The organism is Pseudomonas sp. GW822-FHT02E03 (assembly GCF_058802325.1).
In genome coordinates this window covers 32501-47877 of sequence record NZ_JBXAOA010000013.1, presented here as the reverse complement: position 1 = coordinate 47877, position 15377 = coordinate 32501, and the positions used below count along the sequence as shown (strand labels likewise).

Sequence of the window (15377 nt, the reverse complement as noted above, 5' to 3'; positions counted from 1 at the left end):
GCTCTCGATCGAGTAAATTCACTACTGTCTGAACATGTCATGCTGGGACGAAGGATGTGCGGCCTCATGGTATGGTGCCAGCCCAACCTTCAACCTGTTTCCTACAGCATGCTGCCGACTTCCCGTACCTTGCGTCTGTCGTTGTACACCCTGTTGATCATCACCGGCGCAGCGCTCGCCGCGACCCTGGCCATCCGCCACGCCGAGCGTCAGGCGCTGGAAGAAGACGCCACCCGCGCCAGTCAGCAATTGGCGTTGTACGCCAACTCCTTGCACACCCTGATTGAACGCTATCGCGCCCTGCCTGCAGTCTTGGCGCTGGACCCGCAATTACGCGCTGCGCTAAACGGTGAAGTGAGCCCCGAAGAGCAGCTTGCATTGAATCGCAAACTGGAGAAAATCAACGGCGCGGCGCAGTCCTCGACCCTGGAACTGCTCGACCGTACCGGCCTCGCCGTGGCCGCCAGCAACTGGCGCCTGCCCAGCAGTTACGTCGGCCACAATTACGGTTTTCGCCCCTACTTCAGCCAGACCCGCACTCAGGGCACCGGGCGCTTTTATGCGGTGGGCGTCACCAGTGGCATTCCGGGTTACTTCCTGTCCAGCGCAGTGACTGGTGACGACGGCGAGTTCCTCGGCGCGATGGTGGTGAAACTCGAATTCCCGGAACTGGAGCGCGAATGGCGCCAGGGCAGCGACACGTTGCTGGTCAGCGATGCGCGCGGGATCATCTTCATCGCCAATCAGCCGGGCTGGCGCTATCGCCTGCTGCGGCCACTGAGCGCCAGCGATCACACTGAGCTCAAGGCCACGCGCCAATACGACAAACAACCGCTGACCCCACTTGAGTATCGTTCGGTGCGGCGCTTCGACGACAACAGTGATTTGACCCGGGTCAATGGCCCCGAGGGGACGGCGGATTACCTCTGGGAATCCCTGCCGCTGGCCACCGAAGGCTGGACGCTGCACTTGCTGCGCCGCCCGCAGGTAGCCTTCGAAGACCTGCGCAACGCCGGGCTCGCGGCCGCCGGGGTGTGGCTGGCCGTGGTGTTTCTGTTGCTGTTCCTCAATCAGCGTTGGCGGCTGGCGAAATTGCGCCAGCGCAGCCGCGAAGAACTCGAACGACTGGTAGAAGAACGCACCCGCGATTTGCGCACAGCCCAGGACGGCTTGGTGCAATCGGCCAAACTCGCGGCACTGGGGCAAATGTCGGCGGCGCTGGCCCATGAAATCAACCAGCCGCTGACTGCCCAGCGCATGCAACTGGCGACCTTGCGCCTGCTGCTCGATCATGGTCGGGTTGAGGACGCTTACAAGGCGCTGAAACCGGTGGACGATATGCTCACCCGCATGGCCGCGCTCACCGGCCACCTGAAAACCTTCGCCCGCAAAAGCCCCAGCGGCCTGCGCGAACGGCTGGACCTGGCGACGGTGGTCGATCAATCCTTGCAGTTGCTGGATACGCGCTTGCGGGACGAAAACGTCAGTCTCGTGCTGCACCTGACGCGCCCGGCCTGGGTGCGTGGCGATGCGATTCGTCTGGAACAGGTGCTGATCAACCTGCTGCGCAATGCCCTGGATGCGATGCACGACAAACCCTGCAAGCGGCTGGAAATCCGCCTCGAAGCCGATGAGCAATTGTGGCGCCTGACCGTCGCCGATAACGGTGGCGGCATTGCCGAAGAGAATCTGGCACAAGTCTTCGATCCGTTCTTCACCACCAAAGCGGTGGGCGATGGCCTGGGTCTGGGGCTGGCCGTATCCTTCGCTATCGTTCACGAAGCGGGCGGACGTTTGAGTGCTGACAATGGCGAAAACGGCGCGGTATTCACCTTGACGTTACCTATTGATCTGGAGGTCCCTGCCTGATGCTCAATTCGGTGATGGTGGTCGATGACGAAAGCAGCATCCGCAGTGCTGTCGAGCAATGGTTGAGCCTGTCGGGGTTCGAGGTGCAGCTGTTCAGCCGCGCCGACGAATGCCTGGCGCAACTGCCCAGACATTTCCCCGGGGTGATTCTCAGCGATGTGCGCATGCCCGGCATGACGGGGCTGGAGCTGCTGGCTGAAGTCCAGCGCCGCGATGTCGATTTGCCGGTGATCCTGCTGACCGGTCACGGCGATGTGCCGATGGCCGTCGAAGCCATGCGCGATGGCGCCTACGATTTCCTTGAGAAACCCTTCAGCCCGGAAGCCCTGATGAGCAGTCTGCGTCGGGCGCTGGACAAGCGTCGACTGGTGCTGGAAAACCGAGCGCTGCATGAGCAGGCGGACAATCGCGCCAAACTCGATGCCACCCTGCTGGGGGTGTCCCGTGGCTTGCAGACCCTGCGCCGGCAAGTGCTGGACCTGGCGACGTTGCCGGTCAACGTGCTGATCCGTGGCGAAACCGGCAGCGGCAAGGAATTGGTTGCCCGTTGCCTGCACGACTTCGGTCCGCGCGCCGACAAAGCCTTCGTGGCGCTCAACTGCGCAGCGATTCCCGAGCAGTTGTTCGAGGCCGAATTGTTCGGCCATGAGAGCGGCGCGTTCACGGGCGCCCAAGGCAAACGCATCGGCAAGCTCGAATACGCCGACGGCGGCACGCTGTTTCTCGATGAAATCGAAAGCATGCCGCTGGCCCAGCAGGTGAAACTGCTGCGGGTGTTGCAGGAGCAGAAGCTTGAGCGATTGGGTTCCAACCAGAGCATCCACGTGGACTTGCGGATCATCGCCGCGACCAAACCCGATTTGCTGGATGAAGCCCGGGCCGGACGTTTTCGCGAGGATCTGGCCTATCGATTGAACGTCGCCGAGTTGCGTCTGCCGCCATTGCGCGATCGGCGTGAAGACATTCCACTGTTGTTCGAGTTCTTCGCGCGAAGTGCCGCCGAACGTTTGGGGCGCACCTTTGCGCCCTTGAGCGGGCCGCAACTGAGCCATCTGCTGAGCCACGACTGGCCGGGCAATGTGCGTGAACTGGCGAACGTCGCCGAACGACAAGTGCTGGGCCTCGGCGAACCGGAACCGGCAGGGATCGACCCCGGCCAGTCACTGGCGGCGCAGCAAGAAGCCTTCGAAGCCCATTGCCTGCGCGCGGCACTGACCCGGCATAAAGGCGATGTGAAAGCGGTGCTGGAAGAGCTACAACTGCCGCGCCGTACCTTTAATGAAAAGATGCAGCGGCATGGGCTGACGCGCGAGATGTTTTTGCAGGACAGCTGAGTTTTGTGGTGTTTGATCGTTCCCACGCTCCGCGTGGGAATGCAGCCCGGGACGCTCTGCGTCCCAAAAGCCGAACGCGGAGCGTCCGTTGAGGCGTTCCCACGCGGAGCGTGGGAACGATCAATCGGCGAAAATCCGCTCATACTCACGCACACCTTGAGCGACTATCCGCTCAACAAAACCGCCTCCCCCCTCTAAACCGGCCCTCCTCCCCTTGGCACAGCTCCTGCTATAGCCCCTGCAGGCTGCGTTAACTCGCGCTCCACAAAAACAATTAAACGAGGATCCTTCAATGGATAACTCCAACACCCTGCCCCTTGGGTCGGCTGCCCTGCCGGTCAAAGAAAAAACCACTGCCAGCCGGATCAAATCGATCTTCAGCGGCTCTGTCGGCAACATGGTCGAGTGGTACGACTGGTACGTCTATGCCGCCTTCTCCCTGTACTTCGCCAAAACCTTCTTCCCCGCCGGTTCCTCCACCGCACAGCTGATGAACACCGCTGCTATCTTCGCCGTGGGCTTCCTGATGCGTCCGATCGGTGGCTGGCTGATGGGCCTCTACGCGGACCGCGCCGGTCGTAAACGTGCGTTGATGGCCTCGGTGTATCTGATGTGTTTCGGCTCGCTGCTGATCGCCTTGAGCCCCAATTATGAAACCATCGGTATCGGTGCGCCGATCCTGCTGGTGTTCGCTCGCCTGCTGCAGGGTTTGTCGGTTGGGGGTGAGTACGGCACCTCGGCGACGTATCTCAGCGAGATGGCGACCAAGGAGCGTCGCGGCTTCTATTCCAGCTTCCAGTACGTGACCCTGATCTCCGGCCAACTCATCGCCCTGGCGGTGCTGATTGTGCTGCAACAGACCCTGACCACCGAGCAACTCTACGCCTGGGGCTGGCGCATCCCGTTCGCCATCGGTGCGCTGTGTGCCGTGGTCGCGCTGTACCTGCGTCGTGGCATGGAAGAAACCGAGTCGTTCACCAAGAAAGTGAAGGCCAAGGAAAGCGCGATGCGCACCTTGATGCGCCACCCGAAGGAACTGATGACCGTGGTCGGCCTGACCATGGGCGGCACCCTGGCGTTCTACACCTACACCACCTACATGCAGAAATACCTGGTGAACACCGTCGGCATGAGCATCACCGACTCCACCAGCATCTCGGCAGCCACGCTGTTTCTGTTCATGTGCCTGCAACCGATCGTTGGCGGGCTGTCGGATAAAGTCGGTCGCCGGCCGATCCTGATTGCCTTCGGTATCCTCGGGACGTTGTTCACCGTGCCGATCCTGACCACCCTGCACACTGTCCAGACCTGGTGGGGCGCATTCTTCCTGATCATGGCGGCGCTGATCATCGTCAGCGGCTATACCTCGATCAACGCGGTGGTTAAAGCTGAACTGTTCCCCACCGAGATCCGTGCGCTGGGCGTCGGTTTGCCGTACGCGCTGACCGTGTCGATCTTCGGCGGTACCGCTGAATACATCGCGCTGTGGTTCAAGAGCATCGGCATGGAAACCGGTTACTACTGGTATGTCACGGCGTGCATCGCGGTGTCGTTGCTGGTGTACATCACCATGAAAGACACCCGCAAACATTCGCGGATCGAGACGGACTGAGTCCGCCCGCGCAATAAAAACAGGGGCAGACCTTAACGGGTCTGCCCCTTTTTATTTGCCTCAACCCAAACCCTGTGGGAGCGGACTTGCCCGCGATGAGGCCGTAACATTCAACATCTGTGTGACTGTTAAAGCGCTATCGCGGGCAAGCCCGCTCCCACAGTGATCGAGGATGGACTGGAAATATGCCGCTGGCCCTTGCACCATGATCGCCTCCCGAACGTCCCCAGGAATTCACTGTATGCCCGACGACATCCACTTCTACGAACCCGCCAACGGCCACGGCCTGCCGCATGATCCGTTCAACGCCATCGTCGGCCCACGCCCTATCGGCTGGATTTCTTCCCAGGACGCCAATGGCTGCTTGAATCTGGCGCCCTATAGCTTCTTCAACGCCTTCAACTACATCCCGCCAATCATTGGGTTTTCCAGTGTCGGGCGCAAAGACAGCCTGAACAACATCGAGCAGACCGGCGAATTCGCCTGGAACCTGGCGACTCGTCCGCTGGCCGAGCAGATGAACCAGAGCTGCGCCATGGTCGGGCCGCAGGTCAATGAATTCGAACTGTCCGGGCTGACCACCGTGGCGTCGAAAATCATTCAGGTGCCACGGGTCGCCGAAAGCCCGGTGTCCTTTGAATGCAAAGTCACGCAGATCATTCAGTTGCAGCGCGCAAACAAGGAGGTGCTGCCGAGCTGGCTGATTCTCGGCGAAGTGGTCGCCGTGCATATCGCCAAGTGGCTGTTGAAGGATGGGGTGTACGACACCGCCGCGGCAGAACCGATTCTGCGCGGCGGCGGGCCGGCGGATTACTTTCAGCTGGGGCCAGAGGCATTGTTCAAAATGTTCCGCCCGGGGGCGGTCAAGTAATTACCAGAGCAGGTCGGCGTCTTCTTTAACGTCTTTGAGGCGGGTCAGCTCTTTGGCCGCAGCCTCGTCCGCTTCATGAGCGGTCTTGAAAGTCTGGCCTTCCAGCACTTTGTGAAAAGTCGGGGCACCGGAACCGCCGAGGGCTTTGACGGCAATCGCGGCGTGGTAACCGCCCTCGCCCGGTACTACTGCTGAAACGGCTTCGAAGTGTTCAAAGGCTTTGCGTGCCATGTCGCGGATCCTGGCTAATGGAGAATTGCGCCATTAAACCCTCAACCGGCGAGTTTGTGTACCGCTGCCTGGGACTGGCCAAGGGCCTGGGCCGCCGAGACATCCTTGAAGGTATGAAAATCCAGGCTATTGACCAGCAGCTCCTGCACCAGCTCGGCAAAAATCTGCATCGCCGGGCTGCCGAAGTAAGCGGTCATGGCCTGTTGATTGGTCCAGAAACCGGACACCAGCCACAGCTCGGGATCGCATTGCGAGTGCTGCAGGGCAAAGCTCAGGCAACCCGGCGCGTTGCGCGACGGCTCGATCAGGGCGCTCAGGCGCGCACCGAGTTCTGCCGAACGCCCGGCGCGGGCGCGGACGAAGGCCATATGACTGACGGGGATTTGCGTAGACATGTTCAACCCTCCCAGGTCATCCAGTGGCAGCCGGGGACGGGCTGCGACAGGATCCAAGATTAGGCGGCGTGTCGCAGTCGCCGTTAGTCGATTCCTGCCGACGCATTGCACAATCCTGCGAGACTTGGCTCAACACCTGTAACAACCGGTAAAACCCGTCATATCACTGTCACACGAGCTTTGTGTAGGCGCTGCCGAAGGCTGCGATCTTTTGACTTCTGTTTTCAAGATCTAGAGATCGCAGCCTTCGGCAGCTCCTACAGGGGGAGTTTGCGTCAGCCGTTACCCATCTGCGTCACGCCATGACGGGGCGGCACACGAAGCCCCGTGCAGAATCAGGCAAGCTTTTGGCAGGATGTGGCTACCGCTGTCCCTTGCACAAATTTAAGCTCAGCCCATTACCAACGCGTCACCGAGGATGCCCAGCATGTCGTCGCTCGATCATTTTCAAGCCCCGCTTGCCGCCGACATGGAAAAACAGCGCGCGGAACTGGCCGCCCTCATCCGTCGTAACACGATGGAGGATGGCACGTATGCCACCGCCGTCGGTTCGCTGTTCATGTCGCGCCACAGTCAAAACCATGACTTCGCCCCAGTGCTGGCGCAACCGGCCCTGTGCATCATGGCCCAGGGGCGCAAGGAAGTGCGGTTGGCGGATGAATACTTCAATTACGACCCGCTGAATTACCTGGTGGTCTCGGTCTCGATGCCTTTGAGCGGGCGAGTGGTAAATGTCTCGCCTGAGGAACCGATCCTCGCCGTGCGGCTGGACATCGATCCCGCAGAAATCACCGCGCTGATTGCCGACGCCGGCCCCATTGGCGTACCCACACGGCCCACTGGCCGCGGCCTGTATGTGGAGCAAATCGACACGGCAATGCTCGATGCCGTGCTGCGTCTGGCACGTTTGCTGGACACACCCAAAGACATCGCCATGCTGGCGCCGCTGATTCGTCGGGAGATTCTGTATCGGCTGTTGCGCAGCCAGCAGGGGCATCGGCTGTACGAGATTGCCATCGCCAACAGCCAGAGCCATCGCATCAGCCAGGCGATCAAATGGCTCAACGGCAATTATGAGCAACCGCTGCGCATTGATGATCTGGCACGGGAAGTGAACCTGAGCGTGTCGACATTGCATCACCGGTTCAAGGCGATGACGGCAATGAGTCCGCTGCAGTATCAGAAGCAGTTGCGCCTGCAAGAGGCGCGGCGGTTAATGCTGGCCGAAGGGCTGGAAGCTTCGGCGGCGGGTTATCGGGTGGGGTATGAAAGCCCTTCGCAATTCAGCCGGGAGTACAGCCGATTGTTCGGCGCGCCTCCGCTCCGGGATTTGGCGCGGTTGCGGTTGTCGGTTTGATCTGACGTTTTCGGTGTGGCTGATGGCCCCTTCGCGAGCAAGCCCGCTCCCACAAGGACCGGTGTACACAGCCCCTGTGGGAGCGGGCTTGCCCGCGATGAGGCCAGGAAGGCCAACATCAAATCTGGATCAGGCGCTCAACACGCGGCAAGCCTCAGCCGGCAACGTCACCGACACCGGATTGCCAATGCTCAACCCAACTCCCTGACACGGTGTACTCAACGCGGTAAACGACACCCCGGAACACTCAACGGTGGTTTCTATCGTCGCCCCGATATCCCGCACAAACGTCACCTTCCCGAGCAAGCGATTGCCCGCCGTGGCCTGGGGTTGTGACAGTTGCAGGTCTTCCGGGCGAATCAGCATCTTCACTTTCTCCCCCACCACAATGCTGCTGCAGATCGGCACTTGCAGCGCATCGCCACCGGGCAAGCTGACCTTGCCGTTGCCCAGCGCCGTGGCCGGGAAAATGTTCCCCGAACCAATAAAGTCCGCGACGAATTCATTGGCCGGATGCCGGTAGATTTCAATCGGCGAGCCCACCTGCTGCACCCGATGTTCCCCCAGCACCACCACGATGTCGGCCATGGTCATGGCTTCGCGCTGGTCGTGGGTGACCATGATGGTGGTGATGTTCAAACGCTGTTGCAGTTGACGGATTTCCACCTGCATCGATTCGCGTAGCTTGGCGTCCAACGCCGACAGCGGTTCATCGAGCAGGAGGATTTTCGGCCGCGAAGCAATCGCCCGGGCAATCGCCACGCGCTGACGCTGACCGCCAGAGAGTTTCGCCACCGGCCGATCAATCATTTCCTGCAGCTGAATCAGCTCCAGCAACTCCACCACCCGCGCTTGCTGGTCAGCCTTGCTGACCCCGCGCAGTTTCAGCGGATAGGCAATGTTCTCCCCCACCGTCATGTGCGGAAACAGCGCCAGCGATTGAAACACCATGCCGAAATTACGCTGATGCGCCGGCGTATGGCCGATGTCTTCACCGTCCAGGCGAATCTCGCCACCGGTCAGGGTTTCCAGCCCGGCGATCATCCGCAGCAAGGTGGTTTTGCCGCAGCCCGACGGGCCGAGGAAACACACCAGTTTGCCCTCGGGCAAATGCAGGTTCACATCCTTTACCGCGCAGGCCGAGCCGTAATGTTTCTCGACGTTTTCCAGAATCAGACCAGTCATGTTGCACCTCAAGAATCAGAACGAAACGCCACCTTCACCGACCAGCTTCTCCAACGCCCAGATCAGGACGAAGTCGATCAGCACGATCAGCACGGCAAACGAGAAAACGGTAGGGTCGAGCGAAGACACGGTGCGGCTGTACATCCAGATCGGCACGGTCATGACGTCGATGGTGTAGAGAAAATAGGTCACGGTGAATTCGTTGAACGAGACGATGAACGCCAGCAGCATGCCCGCCAGAATCCCCGACTTCATCAGCGGCACCACCACATCGACAATCGCCCGCAGCGGTGAAGCGCCGAGCATCTGCGCGGCCTCTTCAACTTCGCTGCCGATGGAGAGCATCGCCGCGGTGCAGTTTTTCACCACGAACGGCAGCGCCAGAATCACGTGGGCAATCACCAGGCGCGAGGTGGTGATGTGGAACGGCAGGCTGTCGAACACCAGCAGCAAGGCCAGGCCCAACACCACCATCGGGAACACCAGTGGCAGCGACATCAATTGCAGCGCCACGGCCTTGCCGCGGAACTCGCAACGGGTCAGGGCATAGGCTGCCGGCACCGCGATAATCGTGGCGAAAATCATGGTCAGGCAGGCCACCATCAGGCTGGTGGTCATGGCTTTGCCAAGGCTCAGCACATCGCTGGAATCCGGCGACACGAAGGTGTTCCAGGCGGCTTTGTACCATTGCAGGCTATAGCTGCTGGGCGGGAAGTCGAGGTTCGACGCACCGCTGAACGACATGACAATCATGGTCAGGATCGGCAGCACTGCCAGCAGCAAAATGAAGCCTGACAGGATGCCGGCGAACTTGCCGGTATCGCCTGGCAGCAGCGAATGGCGCTTCTTGATCAAGGTGCTCATTGGGAAGCCTCCAGCATGCGCCGACGACGGCCAGTGATGTATTCGGACAAGGTCATGATCGCCAGGGTGGTAACGATCAGCACCACACCGGCAGCAGACGCGGCGGGCCAGTTCATCAGCGGGGCGATCTGGTCATGCACCATCACCGCCAGCATCGGCACGCGCCGACCACCAAGCAGCAACGGCACCACGAAGCTACTGGCGTTGTAGGCAAACACCAGCGTCGCGCCGGTGATGATCCCCGGCAAACTCATCGGCAACACCACCTGGCGAAACACCTGCAAGCGACTGGCGCCGAGGGTGGCTGCGGCCTCTTCGTACGTGCGGGCGACGCCGCGCATGGCGCTGGCAATCGGCAGCACGGCCAACGGGAACGCAGTTTGCACCAGGCCCATCAACACGCCGTTCTGGTTGTACAGCAGCATGATCGGCCGCTTGATCAGGCCCAGGCCCATCAGCGCCTGATTGAGCATGCCGCCGGGGCCGAGAATCACCAGCCAGCCGTAGCTTTGCAGCAGCAGGTTGACCAGCAAGGGCAGCAGCACCGCCGCGAGGAAGATCCGCCGCACAAACGGTGAGGTCAGTCGCGACATGGTGTAGGCCACCGGGATCGCCAGCAGCACCGCAATCACCGCGCTGATCAGCGCCAGGCGCAACGTCAGCAGCAAGGATTTGAGGTAATAGGGTTCCAGCAATTGGGCGTAACTGGCCAGGCTGAAGCCGGACCACTCCGCGCCTTTGGTGCCGACGCTCATGCGCAGTACCAAGAGGCTGGCGGCAATCAGCACGCCGAGAAACAGCATCGACGGCGAGAGGAAAAGCCAGGCGCGCGCCGTCGGTGAGACACCCCGGTTGACGCGCACGGGGGCGGCGCTTACCGGATGGGTCAGAGGTTGGTGTTCCATAGCAAGGGTCTCGTCAATGGAAAGCAGCTGACAAACACAGCCCTCAAAACCACCGCGAACCCTGTGGGAGCGGGCTTGCCCGCGATAGCGATCTATCAGTCACATCATCGTCGACAGGAAGGCCGTCATCGCGGGCAAGCCCGCTCCCACAGTGTTTTGCAGTGTTCTAAAGACCTGTGTTCGCCACTCGATCAGGAAGAAAAGATTTCCGTGTAACGACGAATCCATTGGTCATGCACGGTGGCCAGGAAGGCGTTGTCGTGCATGATCGCCTTCTCGGCAATCTGCTCCGGCGTGAGGATGTACGGGCTCTTGCGCGCTTCGGCGGAGATGATCGCCTTGGCATTGACCGGGCCGTTGTAGATATCCTCGGCCATCTTGCCCTGCACCAGCGGGTCCAGAGAGTGGTTGATGAAGGCGTAGGCCAGGTCGATATCGCCCGGACGATTCTTCGGCATCACCGACAGCATCAGGTCGGTGTAGAAGCCTTCCTTCATGCCGAACGTGGCGCCCAGACCGTAGGCCGGATCGCGAATCTGTTTCGGGAAGAACGCCGGCGCGTACAAGCCGCCCATGTCCAGGGAACCTGTGCGGAACAGCTCGGCGATCTGGTTCGGGTTTTCGCCCAAGGTCACGACGCGATCTTTAAGCTCCGCGAGTTTCTTGAAGCCTGGCTCGATGTTGTGTTCGTCACCACCGGCCAGTTTGGCGGCGATGATGATCAGGTCCATGGCCTCGGTCCAGTTCGGCGGCGGCAGGAAGATGTTCGGCGACAGTTCCGCGTCCCACAGGGCGGCATAGCTGTCCGGCGCTTCTTTGATGGTGCGGGTGCTGTAGACCAGGCTGTTGCACCACAGCAGGTAACCGATGCCGTGACCGTTGGCGCCAGTACGGTATTGCTCCGGCACGTCGATCAGGTTAGGGATACGGTTGAGATCGGGTTTTTCCAGCAGGTTGGCGGCGGCCAGACCTTCGGCGCCGACGCCGGCCAGCGTGATGATGTCGTACTGCGGACGATCACCGCCGGCCTTGAGTTTGGCGACCATTTCCGAGGTGCTGCCGGTGCGGTCAGCGATGACCTTGCAGCCGTACTTCGCTTCGAAGGTTGCCGCGATGTTGCGCAGTGCTGCAAGGCCGGTGTCATCGGACCAGGTCAGCAGGCGCAGGGTCTTGCCCTGGAAACGTGTGTCGCTGGCATTGGCCTTGATGAATGGCATGCTCATGGCCGCCGCAGCCACGGACGCCACGCCCACGGTTTTGATGAATTGACGTCTGTTCAGATCGTGCTCGCCCATGAAGGACTCCCTTTGTTTTTTTAAGTATGAGGTTGGTCGCAACCGTTGCATCCGCGCGGCCAGATCAGCTTGCAGTCCCCGGTTTCAAAGGACTTGAGCTGCACCGGCGGGTTCATCCTGAGGTCGTGCAAAACACCTGACTATCGATAAAAACTCATTGAAGCCATGACGCTGGCGCATGCCTCATCACGAGGCATGCGCTCACCTTTTTCGTGCTGTCAGACGGCCCGAATCACGTGTTTGATTTCCTGGAAAGCCTGCAAGCCCCACGGCCCCAGTTCGCGGCCGATGCTGCTCTGTTTGTAGCCACCCCAGGCGGTCTGCGGGAAGATCACTTGCGGCGCGTTGATCCACACAAGCCCCGCCTGCAAAGCGTTGGCGACCCGATCGGCCGCTTCGGCGTCGCGCGTAACCACGCTGGCTACCAAGCCAAACTGGCTGTCGTTGGCCAGGGCAATCGCCTCGGCTTCAGAGCTGAAACTGCGTACGCAGATCACCGGGCCGAAAATCTCTTCGCACCACAGCGCACTGTCGAGGGGCACGTCGATGAAAAGGGTCGGCTGCAAAAAATAACCGCGAGGCAGGTCCGCCGGGCGATTACCGCCGCAGATCAGCTTTGCGCCAGCGCTCAAACCGCGATCGATGTGGCCCAGCACACGTTGGTATTGCGCCTGATTGACCAGTGCGCCCATTTCCACGTTCGGATCGAACGGGTCGGCCACGCGAATGGCTTCGGCGCGCACCTTCAATCGCGCTACAAACTCATCCGCCAGCTCATCGGCAACCAGCACGCGGCTGGTGGCGGAACACATTTGCCCGGCGTTGAAGAAACCACCGCCACAGGCCACTTCCACGGCCAGTTCGATGTCGGCATCGGCGAGTACCAGCAGCGAAGATTTGCCGCCCAGTTCCAGACTCACGCCTTTCACGGTTTCCGCTGCCCGCTGCATCACCTGCACGCCCACCGCATTGCTACCGGTGAAGGAAATCTTGGCTATGCGCGGATCAGCCGACAGCGGCGCGCCAACAGCCAGGCCGGTGCCGCAGACCAGATTGAACACACCGTTTGGCAGACCGGCTTCGGCAATGATCGTCGCCAGTTCCAGCTCCGGCAGCGGGGTCACTTCCGACGGTTTAAGCACTACGCAGCAACCGGCGGCCAGGGCCGGGGCGAGTTTCCAGGCGGTGGTGACCATCGGGAAATTCCACGGCACGATCAGCCCCACCACACCGCATGGTTCACGGCGCAAACGGGCGCTGAAATCATCGCTCGGCAACACCACGGCGCTGTCTTGCTTCGCGTCCAGACCTTCGGCCAGCTCGGCGTAATACTCGAAGGTGGCGATCACGTCGTCGACGTCGATGGCCGCTTCGAACAGTGGTTTGCCGTTGTTGCTCGACTGCAATTTCATCAACTGCTCGCGACCGGCCTGCACGCCCGCGGCGATTCTGCGCAGGATCGCCCCGCGCTCGGTGCCGGTGGTTTTCGACCATTCCTTGAAAGCATGGGTCGCGGCTGTGACGGCCTGATCGACAGCGTGTGCATCGCCACCATTAACGGTGGTCAACAGGGCTTCGGTCGCCGGGTTGATCACGCGCAGATGTTCGTTGCCGGCGGCCCATTGGCCATTGATGTACAGACCATCCAAAGTAGTTGGAAAACTCATTGCGACACCGCCTTCATCCACTGGGTCTGATCGATTTCAATCAGGGTCGGGCCCTGGCGATCGGTGGCAAGGCGCAATGCATCACGCAATCCGTCAACACTGCTGACCGCCTCGGCCGCACAGCCCAGGGCCTTGGCCACTCCGATGAAATCGGGGGTGTAGATGTCCACGCCCACCGGCTCGATGGCGCGGTTGACCATGTATTTCTTGATCTCTTCGTAGCCCTGGTTATTCCACAGCAGGACGATCACCGGGGTGCGTGCTTCTACCGCGCTGGCCAGTTCCGGCAGGGTGAATTGCAGGCCACCGTCGCCGATCAGGCACACCACCGGAGGGCGTGCGCCGCCTTCGACGCGGCCACCAAGCCAGGCACCAATCGCCGCCGGCAAGGCGTAACCGAGGGTGCCGTAACCCGTGGACGAGTTGAACCAGCGACGCGGGCGCTCCGGGTTGAAGGTCAGGTTGCCGGTGTACACCGGTTGGGTCGAATCGCCGACGAACACCGCGTTCGGCAATTCATGCAAAACGGTTTCCAGGAAGCGAGTCTGGGCCAGCGTCGGGGCGTCCCAGGATGCGGCCAACTCATCGCGCAAATGCGCGGCACGCACCTGGCCCCAATCGTTGCGACGCTCGGCCAGCGACTTGTGGGACAGCGCACTCAGCAAGGCCTGAGCGGCGTTGCGCGAGTCGGCCACCAACGCGACTTTCGGCGGATAATTACGCACGGTCTGGTCAGGGTCGATGTCCACGCGCAGCAGCACGCCAGGAATTTCGAAGCCACCGGCGAAGGTGATGTCGTAATCGGTTTCGGCCAGTTCGGTGCCGATGGCCAGCACCACGTCGGCCTCAGCGACCAGCGCGCGAGTGGCTACCAGGCTTTGGGTCGAACCGATCAGCAGCGGGTGGCGGGATTCGAGCATGCCCTTGGCATTGATGGTCAGGGCCACTGGCGCGTCCAGCAGTTCGGCCAGTTCGGTCAATTCGGCCGCGGCATCGATGGCGCCGCCACCGGCGAGAATCAATGGGCGCTTGGCACCGGCCAGCCAGTCGGTCATGCGGCTGATCGCGCTGGGCGAAGCACCGGCACGGTCGATGTTCACCGGCACGCTGGCGAGCAAGTCATCGGCCTCTTCGACCAACACGTCCAACGGGATTTCGATGTGCACCGGGCGCGGACGGCCAGCCTGGAACAGCGCGAAGGCGCGGGCCAACACGCCCGGCAATTCAGCCGCCGACATTAAGGTGTGAGAGAACGCTGCCACGCCGCCGACCAGTGCGCTTTGGTTCGGCAGCTCATGCAACTTGCCACGACCGCCGCCCAATTGGCTGCGCGATTGCACGCTGGAAATCACCAGCATCGGGATCGAGTCGGCGTAAGCCTGACCCATGGCGGTGGTGATGTTGGTCATGCCAGGGCCGGTGATGATGAAGCACACGCCCGGTTTGCCGCTGGTGCGAGCGTAACCGTCGGCCATAAAGCCGGCACCCTGTTCGTGACGCGGAGTGACGTGGTTGATGCTCGAACGGGCCAGCCCGCGATACAGCTCCACGGTGTGAACCCCGGGAATGCCGAACACCTGCTCGACCCCGTAATCTTCGAGTAACTTGACCAATACTTCGCCGCACGTCGCCATGTGTTTGCCCTTTTTGTTCGTTTGAGACGCCGGGCCTGCGCAGTGTTTATGATGGGTTGGCAGGTCCAGGGATGGCCTCATTGGAACGGGCGACACGTAGCCGCAACAATGGATAAAAAGTCATACTAGCCATGTCCTCACGTCATACCTTGGATCCC

The 15377-nt window shown here is 61.1% G+C and carries 13 protein-coding genes; 5 read left to right on the top strand and 8 right to left on the bottom strand.

Annotated elements, in window-relative coordinates; all coding sequences use genetic code 11:
• The first annotated feature begins 108 nt into the window (after window positions 1-108).
• From AC1RQB_RS12345 to AC1RQB_RS12330, 4 genes are all read left to right on the top strand, one after another.
• On the top strand, window positions 109-1869 hold the full coding sequence (locus tag AC1RQB_RS12345; protein WP_063343884.1) for a sensor histidine kinase: 1761 nt from the start codon (window positions 109-111) through the stop codon (window positions 1867-1869).
• Window positions 1869-3203, top strand: a complete 1335-nt coding sequence (locus tag AC1RQB_RS12340; protein WP_063341342.1) for a sigma-54-dependent transcriptional regulator — start codon at window positions 1869-1871, stop codon at window positions 3201-3203. Before AC1RQB_RS12345 ends, AC1RQB_RS12340 begins: the two co-directional genes overlap by 1 nt.
• 292 nt (window positions 3204-3495) lie before the next feature.
• Window positions 3496-4815, top strand: a complete 1320-nt coding sequence (locus AC1RQB_RS12335; protein ID WP_063341343.1) for an MFS transporter — start codon at window positions 3496-3498, stop codon at window positions 4813-4815.
• A 241-nt stretch (window positions 4816-5056) separates the two neighbouring features.
• Window positions 5057-5686: a flavin reductase family protein gene (locus AC1RQB_RS12330; RefSeq protein ID WP_063341344.1), complete on the top strand. Its 630-nt coding sequence runs from the start codon at window positions 5057-5059 to the stop codon at window positions 5684-5686.
• On the opposite strand, the gene AC1RQB_RS12325 is transcribed toward AC1RQB_RS12330, so the two are convergent.
• Both AC1RQB_RS12325 and AC1RQB_RS12320 read right to left on the bottom strand, forming a co-directional pair.
• Window positions 5687-5917, bottom strand: a complete 231-nt coding sequence (locus AC1RQB_RS12325; protein WP_008010028.1) for a hypothetical protein — start codon at window positions 5915-5917, stop codon at window positions 5687-5689. It lies immediately after the preceding gene.
• A gap of 41 nt (window positions 5918-5958) precedes the next feature.
• On the bottom strand, window positions 5959-6312 hold the full coding sequence (locus AC1RQB_RS12320) for a putative quinol monooxygenase (protein WP_063341345.1): 354 nt from the start codon (window positions 6310-6312) through the stop codon (window positions 5959-5961).
• 427 nt (window positions 6313-6739) lie between these two features.
• Between AC1RQB_RS12320 and AC1RQB_RS12315 the strand changes: the two genes are divergently transcribed.
• Complete coding sequence (locus tag AC1RQB_RS12315; protein WP_063341346.1) at window positions 6740-7669, top strand: AraC family transcriptional regulator; 930 nt, start codon at window positions 6740-6742, stop codon at window positions 7667-7669.
• A gap of 129 nt (window positions 7670-7798) precedes the next feature.
• Here AC1RQB_RS12315 and AC1RQB_RS12310 read toward each other — a convergent pair whose 3' ends face one another.
• The 6 genes from AC1RQB_RS12310 to AC1RQB_RS12285 form a co-directional block, all read right to left on the bottom strand.
• Window positions 7799-8854, bottom strand: a complete 1056-nt coding sequence (locus AC1RQB_RS12310; protein WP_008069588.1) for an ABC transporter ATP-binding protein — start codon at window positions 8852-8854, stop codon at window positions 7799-7801.
• Between the two features lie 15 nt (window positions 8855-8869).
• Complete coding sequence (locus AC1RQB_RS12305) at window positions 8870-9718, bottom strand: ABC transporter permease (protein WP_008069587.1); 849 nt, start codon at window positions 9716-9718, stop codon at window positions 8870-8872.
• Entirely contained in the window at window positions 9715-10623 is a 909-nt protein-coding gene (locus AC1RQB_RS12300; RefSeq protein WP_008069586.1) for an ABC transporter permease, read from the bottom strand. Before AC1RQB_RS12300 ends, AC1RQB_RS12305 begins: the two co-directional genes overlap by 4 nt.
• A gap of 191 nt (window positions 10624-10814) precedes the next feature.
• Window positions 10815-11918: an ABC transporter substrate-binding protein gene (locus AC1RQB_RS12295; RefSeq protein ID WP_007898368.1), complete on the bottom strand. Its 1104-nt coding sequence runs from the start codon at window positions 11916-11918 to the stop codon at window positions 10815-10817.
• 218 nt (window positions 11919-12136) lie between these two features.
• Complete coding sequence (locus AC1RQB_RS12290; protein ID WP_063341347.1) at window positions 12137-13585, bottom strand: aldehyde dehydrogenase family protein; 1449 nt, start codon at window positions 13583-13585, stop codon at window positions 12137-12139.
• A complete protein-coding gene (locus AC1RQB_RS12285; protein ID WP_063341348.1) occupies window positions 13582-15219 on the bottom strand; it encodes a 5-guanidino-2-oxopentanoate decarboxylase in 1638 nt (545 codons plus the stop codon). The genes AC1RQB_RS12290 and AC1RQB_RS12285 overlap by 4 nt, the downstream gene beginning before the upstream one ends.
• Window positions 15220-15377: the final 158 nt, after the last annotated feature.